The organism is Nocardia sp. NPDC060220 (assembly GCF_042727815.1).
Classification (GTDB): Bacteria; Actinomycetota; Actinomycetes; order Mycobacteriales; family Mycobacteriaceae; genus Nocardia.
On record NZ_JBHWZY010000252.1, the window covers coordinates 1 to 8,243 of the forward strand.

General features: G+C 66.2%; 9 protein-coding genes. 6 read left to right on the top strand and 3 right to left on the bottom strand.

What is annotated here, in order from left to right; all coding sequences use genetic code 11:
* The coding region (locus tag ACFWF3_RS15325) for a wax ester/triacylglycerol synthase domain-containing protein (RefSeq protein WP_379314162.1) at positions 1-708 on the bottom strand (708 nt) is incomplete at its 3' end.
* A gap of 76 nt (positions 709-784) precedes the next feature.
* On the bottom strand, positions 785-1,402 hold the full coding sequence (locus ACFWF3_RS15330) for a TetR/AcrR family transcriptional regulator (RefSeq protein WP_379314163.1): 618 nt from the start codon (positions 1,400-1,402) through the stop codon (positions 785-787).
* Between the two features lie 212 nt (positions 1,403-1,614).
* Between ACFWF3_RS15330 and ACFWF3_RS15335 the strand changes: the two genes are divergently transcribed.
* From ACFWF3_RS15335 to ACFWF3_RS15345, 3 genes are read left to right on the top strand one after another with little or no spacing between them, the layout of a single operon-like run.
* The gene (locus tag ACFWF3_RS15335; protein ID WP_379314164.1) at positions 1,615-2,532 is read left to right on the top strand and encodes an alpha/beta fold hydrolase; all 918 of its coding nucleotides are present in this window, start codon (positions 1,615-1,617) and stop codon (positions 2,530-2,532) included.
* A complete protein-coding gene (locus ACFWF3_RS15340) occupies positions 2,516-3,388 on the top strand; it encodes a metal-dependent hydrolase (protein WP_379314165.1) in 873 nt (290 codons plus the stop codon). The genes ACFWF3_RS15335 and ACFWF3_RS15340 overlap by 17 nt, the downstream gene beginning before the upstream one ends.
* Positions 3,385-4,509 (top strand): PDR/VanB family oxidoreductase, encoded by a 1,125-nt coding sequence (locus ACFWF3_RS15345; RefSeq protein WP_379314166.1) that lies wholly within the window; start codon positions 3,385-3,387, stop codon positions 4,507-4,509. Before ACFWF3_RS15340 ends, ACFWF3_RS15345 begins: the two co-directional genes overlap by 4 nt.
* A gap of 118 nt (positions 4,510-4,627) precedes the next feature.
* Here the strand turns inward: ACFWF3_RS15345 and ACFWF3_RS15350 are convergent, their stop codons facing one another.
* Positions 4,628-5,629 (bottom strand): oxygenase MpaB family protein, encoded by a 1,002-nt coding sequence (locus ACFWF3_RS15350; protein ID WP_379314167.1) that lies wholly within the window; start codon positions 5,627-5,629, stop codon positions 4,628-4,630.
* Positions 5,630-5,719: 90 nt separating this feature from the next.
* Between ACFWF3_RS15350 and ACFWF3_RS15355 the strand changes: the two genes are divergently transcribed.
* The 3 genes from ACFWF3_RS15355 to ACFWF3_RS15365 form a co-directional block, all read left to right on the top strand.
* Positions 5,720-6,751: an MCE family protein gene (locus ACFWF3_RS15355; RefSeq protein ID WP_379314168.1), complete on the top strand. Its 1,032-nt coding sequence runs from the start codon at positions 5,720-5,722 to the stop codon at positions 6,749-6,751.
* Between the two features lie 47 nt (positions 6,752-6,798).
* A complete protein-coding gene (locus ACFWF3_RS15360) occupies positions 6,799-7,512 on the top strand; it encodes a TetR/AcrR family transcriptional regulator (protein ID WP_379314169.1) in 714 nt (237 codons plus the stop codon).
* 180 nt (positions 7,513-7,692) lie between these two features.
* Positions 7,693-8,243 (top strand): cytochrome P450 (locus ACFWF3_RS15365; protein ID WP_379314170.1); only part of this gene is annotated, 551 nt, incomplete at its 3' end.

The following is an 8,243-nucleotide window of genomic DNA, read 5'->3' on the forward strand; positions in this document are numbered from 1 at the left end:
GTACGGCTTGACCAGGGCCGCATCGGATTCGAACAGCCCGCCGTACATGCGTGAGATCGCCTGTACACCCGTGAGCTGATCGGCGATTCCCCGGATCGGAGCGTTCATCAGTCGCCGGAGCGAGGAGACCGGGCTCGCGCCCGTACCTTCCGAATCCGGGGTGGGGTGGGGCCGGGGCTTCCGGGTTTCGCGATAGGCCCAGATCGCAGGCCTGCCGCGTTCGTCGGGATCGTTCGACATCACTTTGCGGGCGAGCCGCACGGTGGCGACGCCGTCGAGCAGGGCGTGGTGTCCTTTGACGTAGAGCGCCAGACGTCCGTCGTCGAGGCCCTCGATGACGTGCAGTTGCCACAGCGGGTGCGACCGATCCATCGGTACACCGTGCAGGCGCGAGACGAGGGCGCCGAGCTCACGCTGTCCGCCCGGCGCGGGCAGTACATGGTGCTGGAGGTGGTAGTCGAGGTCCGGCGCTTCGACGCTGACCCATTGTGGGAGCACGCGAGCGATCAGCGCGGAGTCGATGCGGCGGTCGAAGGGGCTGGTGGCACCGGTGTAGGTCCGTAGGTCGTCGAGCAGGTCCGCGACGAAGTCCGGGCCCGCGTCCGGTGGCAGCCGGAAGATGTCGAGGTGTGCGATGTTCATCAGGTTGGAGTCGGTTTCCCCCCAGAGGAAGGCGACATCGATCGGGTTCAGCGTGGTGGTCGACATGGGGTGGTGGCCTCCGGCGAGAATTCGGTAGTGGACGCGGCTCGCAACGGTGCTCGGCCGTCAGTGGCGGTGTCGGTCATACGTCGTCCTCGGTGCGCGCGGCAGGCAGTACTGCCGTCAGCCATGCGGTGAGTTCGGCATTTACCCGATCCAGGGCTGTGGTCGATCGCTGCGCCTTGGCGACCAGGATCGCGCCCTCGATCGCCGCGATCGCGGTGGTCGACAGCGATTGGGCGCGTGGCATCGGTACCCCTTGTTGCCACAGCGCGACGGTGATCAGCGACTCCCAGGACGCGAAGGCCTCGCCCGCGGCGTTCTTCGCCTCGGCGAAATCGCCGCTTTCCAGCGCGCCCGCCGCGATGGGGCAGCCTGCCACGAAATCGGTGTCGTGGAGCTGGCGCCGGAAGAGGTCGACGATGTGCGACAGCGTCGCGGTGGGGCCACTTGTGGCCAGATCGTTGAGGATCATCGACGCCATCAGCGCCCCGGCGTGCCGGGTGGCCTCCTCGGCCAGCTGTGCCTTCCCACCGGGGAAGTGGTGATAGATCGAGCCCCGGGGCGCCTGCGAGCGGGCGATCACGTCGGCGAAGGAGGTGCCCTCGATGCCCTTCTCCCGGAAAAGCAGGGCGGCGCCGATCAGCATCTTGTCGCGGGCCGACGCTGTCACTCCGGCCGCGCTGTCCTCTGCGGTCACCGCGTCACCATCCTATGTCAATCATCATATCCAGATTCTGCCACGATCGCGTTCGCGCACCATTTCCACCCGAGTTACACAGGTAGAAACACATTCGCCATTGACTGTGACACGCAGTTACGGCTACATTGCTGTCATCCCACTATGTAGCGCGTCATAGACGACGAGCTCGTTCGGATCACCGATGATCCGAGGCAGAAGGGCATTCGCAGATGAGCTTCCCCATCGAGACGACCGACGGACATCGCCTGGTCGTCACCACGGCCGGCGACCTCGCCCGGCCCACCGTCGTGCTGGTACACGGCTTCCCCGACGACCAGACGGTCTGGAACGGCGTCGCGCGCGTGCTGTCGGACCGGTTCCACACCGTGACGTTCGACGTACGTGGCAGCGGCGAATCGGACAAACCCCGGGCGATCTCCGCCTATCGCAAGGATCAGCTCGCCGCCGATATCGGTGCGGTAGCCGCGGCGGTCTCCCCGGACCGGCCGGTGCACCTGGTCGGCCACGACTGGGGCGCGGTGCAGGCCTGGCACGCCGCCGCGGCCCCGGCGACGCGCTCGGCGATCGCCTCCCTGACCTCGATCTCCGGGCCCTGTCTGGACGGTGTCCCGCACTGGTTGCGCAGCAGCCTCGCCGCCGGACCGCCCGGATGGCGTGCGGTCGCCACGATGTGGAAGTCCCCGCTGTACATGGGCGCGCTGGCCACCCCCGTGCTCGGCGCGCTGCTGTGCAGGCTCGGTCTCGTCGACGCCGCGATCGGGCTCGCGCACCGACTGGAAGCCGGTGTGGCACCGAATATTTCGCCGCACCGGGCGCGCGACAACCGCGCCGGTCTCAAGATCTACAGCGCCAATCTGGTACCGACGCTGCTCCGTCCCCACCTGCGCAGAGTCGGCGTGCCGGTGCAGGTGCTCGCCCCGCGTCGCGACATCTTCATCACGCCCGCCGCACAGCGCGACGTGGCCCACGTCGCCGACCAGTGGCAGGTCCACGACGTCGACGGCGGCCACTGGGCCCCGGCGTTCAACCCCGCCGAGATCGCCGACCGCATCCGCGCGTTCGTCGACGCCGTCGAAGCAGCCACCACCGCAACCCAGGCAGGAGAACCCCGTGAGCACTCTGCGTGATCAAGACAAAGTCGCACTCAAAGCACGTGCCGTGGAATGGGATTGGGCCGGTCTGCCGTTCCACTACGTCTACGACGACCCGTTCTCGACTCATGTGATCAACAGCTTCAACATGCTGCTGCCCGAGGGCGAGGTGTTCTTCGTCCAGGTCTTCCAACAGGCGTTGCCGCTGATCACCGATCCCGAGGTCCACGAGGACGTCGTGGGTTTCATCGGGCAGGAGGCCACGCACTCGTCCGCGCATCAGAGCCTGGTCGACTACCTCGACCTGCACGGGCTCGACTCCACCCGGTTCACCGACCAGATCCGGTGGTTCTTCCGGGCACTGCTCGGCGAGCGCGAACTGACCGACCGGCGTGCGCACAACTGGCTGCTCGAACGCGTCGCCGTCGTCGCGGCGCTCGAGCACTTCACGTCGTACCTGGGCGACTGGGCGCTCAACGCCGACGCGTGGCGCCGAGGCACCATCGAGCCGCGGGTGCTCGACCTGGTGCTGTGGCACCTTGCCGAGGAAGTCGAACATCGGCATGTCGCCTACGACCTGTTCACGCATCTGGACGGCAGCTATTGGCATCGCATCAGGGCCTATCTGGTTGCGATGCCCACCTTCGCCTTGCTGCACTTGCGCGGAATGCGGCTGCTGCTCAACGACGATCCGGTCGCCGAACGCGGACTGTTCGCAACAGTGCGGGCCGCGCGCCGCGCCTGGCGCGCGGGGATGGTGCCGTCACCCGGCAGCCTCGCGAAGATGTCCATCGAGTACTTCAGGCCGTCCTACCATCCGCGCAATTACGGCTCGACCTCGCAGGCGGTCGCCTACCTCGCGGCCTCTCCCGCCGCACTGGCCGCGTCATGAGCGAGATCCGGACCACCGCGGACCGGGTCGGCGTCGTGCTCGACCGTCGCCGCATCCCACCGTCTTTCACCGATCCGAACCGGCCCGACCGGGTCATGCGGGCCTACCGCTCCCTGCTGCGCTTCTACAGTGCGCTCAGCAACCTGCGCCTGCCCGCGACCGGGCCTGCGGTCATGGAGCGTGGCATCGCGGTCCGGGTCGTGGAGAAGACGACCGAGGCGCTGGGCGTGGTGAGCCTGACGCTGCGATCCTGTGCCGGAACCGAGCTGCCGCGCTGGCATCCCGGCTCGCACATCGATGTCACATTGCCGTCGGGGACGGTTCGCCAGTACTCGTTGTGCGGCGATCCCGACGACCGGACGACGTACCGGATCGCGGTGCGCTGGATCGACGGCGGAACGGCGTCGACCGAGATCCACGACGACGTACGCGAAGGCTCGATCCTGTCGATTCGTGGGCCGCGCAACGCTTTCCCGTTCGCCGACCCGGGGCTGTCGAAGGCCGGCGTCGACAACATCGCCTTCGTCGCCGGCGGGATCGGGATCACCGCGCTGCTGCCCATGATCGGCCACGCCCACCGGTCCGGCCTCGACTGGACCCTCACCTACTTCGGCCGCAACGAAGCGACCCTGCCGTTCCTGGCGGAGCTCGCCGCCACGGACCGGAATCGGGTCCGCGTGCTGACCACCGAGCGCAACGGCCGCCCCGACCCTGCCGAGCTGCTCGCCGACGTCCGCGCCGGGTCGTCGATCTACTACTGCGGTCCGCCCGTGCTGCACGACACTTTTCGTGCGTTCCTGCCCGAAACGGGCGCGGCAGGACTGCATTTCGAACGCTTCTCGGCACCGCCGGTGGTCGGTGGTGAGCAGTTCCGAATCCGTTTGGCGCGCACCGGTACCGAGGTCGAGGTCACTGCGGACCAGTCGGCCCTGTCCGCGGTGCGCGCGACCCGGCCGGGCACCGCCTACTCGTGTCAGCAAGGTTTCTGCGGCACTTGCCGGGTCAAGGTGCTTGCCGGTGCCGTCGAGAGCCGGGGGACCGCGCGGTTCCTCGACGAGCCCGACACGATGCTGCTGTGCACCGACCGCGCACAAGAAGGGCAAGTCGTCGTCGACCTGTGATCGCCGATACCGAGGACGCGTGATGCGCGTATCACTGGATCGAACATGTGGCCATCGGTCGCCTCGCGCACGGGACGACGACGAAGCCCAGAAGCTCGGCACACACTGAGCGTGGTGGCTATCGGTGTGCGTCTCGGAGCGCAGTGGTTTGAATCTGATAACCCTGCGGGCTCAGGCGTCGCAGGACTTCGGAATAGGTGCCGGTGCGGTGCAGGAGCGCGGTGGTGGCGCGTCCGGCGCGGAGGGCGACGGCATCGGCGGCGGGGGAGGTGGGCAAACCGCAGGTGGTGCGGATGTGCCGTGGAATGAGGGCGAGGCCGACGCGGGCGAGTGCGGGGTAAGCCTGGAACAGGGAAGCTTTGGTGAGGCTGCCGTCGAGGGCGCGTGGATGCAGGATGGCATCGAGCGTGCTGCGGGTTTGGGCGTTGACGCAGATCAGGTGGCGGGAAGCCGCCCATAGCCTGCGGTATTCCTCGTGACTGGCGGGGAGGTGGTCTAGATCGAGGGCTTCGGCTGAGAGTCCGTGCTCGGCGGCGGAGGCGCGCAGGGCGTCCTCGTCGACGCCGAGGGTTTCGAAAGCGATCGCTGCTTCTCGGAAGTAGCGATCGGCATCTTCGGGGGTGAGTCCTCCGGCCAATGTTTGGTAGGCGTAGTAGACCGAGTGCCAGCTGAGCATGTGGTTGCCCAGTTGCAGGTAGGGGTCGAGGGCACTGTATCGGTTCCCGGTCATGGGTTCGGTGCCGACGATGCGGGCGTGTAGCCGGTCGAGACGGAGATTGGCCTTCGCGACGGTGTCGGTGTCGGCGAACACGACGGTCAGGAAGTAGTACATGGTCCGGTTGAGGCGTCCCAGGGGATCCTCCCGGTAGCGACTGTGCTCCTCGAGTGCGGCGGCGCCGTGCGGGCTGGCGACCATGTCGAGCACGAACGAGCGCATGACGCCGGGGATCACGGCCGGATGCGACCACACCTTCCACGACACCGAATCCGGGCCGAACAGGCCGTCATCGACTCGGGTAGTCGGGACCTCCAGATGAAACTGCTGCTCCACCGCTCGGTCGGCCGACTCGGCGATGTGCCCGCAGGGCGGGGTCGCGCGCTGGGTGTGGTTCGTGGCCACTTTGCCACTCCTCTCGACAAACACAATCAGAAACGCAATGATTCTCTATATGAGAGTACAGGATGTTTCTAGATTGGAGAGGTGGTGGATGTGAGTATCCGTAGACCGCTGGTCGGTTTCGCGGTCTTCGCGCTGACATCGATCCTTGTGACCGCCGTTGTATGGAACACCCTGTCCCGCAACGTGAAAGGTGAAACGGGCACCTATACGGCGACGTTCTCCGACGTCTTGGGTTTGCGCGAGGGCGACGACGTACGGATGGCGGGCGTGCGGGTCGGCAAGGTCGTGCGCATCGGGCTCGACGAACACAATCGAGCACTGGTTACTTTCGTCGTGCAACGCGAGCAGACGCTCTACAGCGACACCAAGGCGTTGGTGCTGTACCAGAACCTGATCGGGCAGCGGTATGTAGGTCTGGCGCCGGGCGTGGAGTCCGAGGGGGCCCGTATTCCCCTGGGTGACCGCGCATCCATCCCCCTCGATCGCACCGAACCGTCGTTCGATATCTCCGGGCTGCTCAACGGATTTCAGCCGCTGTTCCAGGCCCTGGCCCCGGAGCGGGTCAACGCGATGGCAGAGACCCTGATTCAGGCTTTGCAGGGTAACGGGGTGTCGTTGAGCGCGTTCATCATTCAAGCCGCGACCCTGGCTGGCGACTTCCAGCGCCGCGACGCTGTGCTCTCCGACGTCATCACGAATCTGTCGTCGGTGATGACGGGTCTGGCCGCACGGGGCGATGAACTCGAAACGTTGGTCACCCAGACCCGGGCGCTGATCGGCGGGCTCGCCGAGCAAGGGCAAGCCCTCCAGGCATCGACGGCCCAGATAGCCGATGGCACCACGGAGTTGTCCGCCATGCTCGGCCGCATCCAGCCACGCATCGCATCGGCGCAGAACAGCACCGGCCTCGCACTGACGCTGCTGCTGACCAACGGCGCAAAACTCGACCAGGCGGTATTGGATCTGAACTCCGTACTGGCGGGCATCGGCGGAGCCTTCCAATACGGCACCCATGCCACCGGTCACCTGTGCGGCCTCGACATCTCCCTCTACGGCGTGCTGTTCCCCCGTGGAACATTCAGCCAGATCGGCGGAAGCGCGCACTCACCAGAATGTCGGTGATGATCACGCCACCGTTCGCTCACCGCACCACCGACTACTGTGGCGCTATGCGCAGTACCGATGCCACGGTGTCGCCGACGACCGCCGCCATCGTGTTGCAGTTGCTCTCCGGGTCCACCCCCACGCCGCTGCCCCGGCACCGGCACGAGCTGTCCCGCGAAGACGTCCGGGAAACTCAGCGTGCCCGCGTCGTCGCCGCGGCGATCGAGCTGTTCGCCGATCTCGGGTACTCCCAGACGAAGGTGCAGGACATCACCAAGAGTGCCGGCGTGTCCCGCAAGACTTTCTATGAGCTGTACGCCAACAAAGAGGACGTCTTTCTCGACGCTTACCAGGCGGTCGGTGTGCTCATCGGCGAAGCGGGTGTCGGTGTGGATGACACCGATGACCTGTCCGTTACTCCGGAGACCATGCTCGAGTACGCGCAGCGATTGTTGCTGGTGATGGCTTTCGCGCCCGCGGCTACCCGGATGTTCTTTCTCGAAGCCCTCGGGGCGGGCCCGCGGGTGCGGCTTCGGCGTAACCAGGCGATCGACGAGTTCGTCACCGCCACCGCGCCGTCGCTGCAAGACTTTCGCGCCCGGTACGAACCCGATCTGCCGGCGCTGACCATCGAGCAATGCCACGTGGCGGTGGCAGCCTGCATCGAACTCATCACCCAGTACCTCGCCGATCACGAGGCGGCCACCCTCGCGCTTCTGGCCCCTCGGCTGGTCGATGCCGTACGCGCGATCGTGATCCCCAATTATCGCTCTGAGTAACTGAAGGCTGACGTCCTTGTGCAGCCTGTGACCTCGTTGGTGTTCAGGCCGCCTATCGGGGTGCGGTGGTGCGGCTATCACGGGTGCTCAGTAGGGCGGAACGCTGTTGATAATGGGAAACACTGTGTAATCTCATAATCAGAATCACTGTGTTTCTCATTCGATGAAAGGATCGGCAACGTGGCCGTTTCCAAGACACTTCCACTTGCTATCGGCGACCAGCGGCACCGTCGGGCGCCGGGGCCACCCGCGCTGCCGCTGGCCGGTGCTCTCTACGGCGCTGGATACCTCCTGGGCGGAGAAGGATTGGGGCACAAGCTGTTCGACTACTACGGTCCGATCGTCGCGGTGCCGATTCTCGGATTCGGACGGGTTGTTCTCGTGAACGATCCCGAGCTGGTGAAGCAGGTCTTCCTCGCCAAACCCGACGTACTACTCGGGGGTGAAGGGGTGGGGCCGGCCGCGGCGATCTACGGCGACAGTTCGATGTTCGTGCTCGAAGAACCCGAACACCTGCGCAGACGTCGCCTGCTCACGCCGCCACTGCACGGCGACGCACTACGTACCTATGTGCCGATCGTTGCCGCCGCGACCCGCTCGGCGATGGCGTCGTGGCCCACCGGCCAACCGTTCTCGCTGCTTCGCGCTGCGCGGGCGATGACTCTCGATGTCATCGTCCGAGTGATCTTCGGCATCGACGATCCCGCCGAAATCCGGAAGCTCGGCAATCC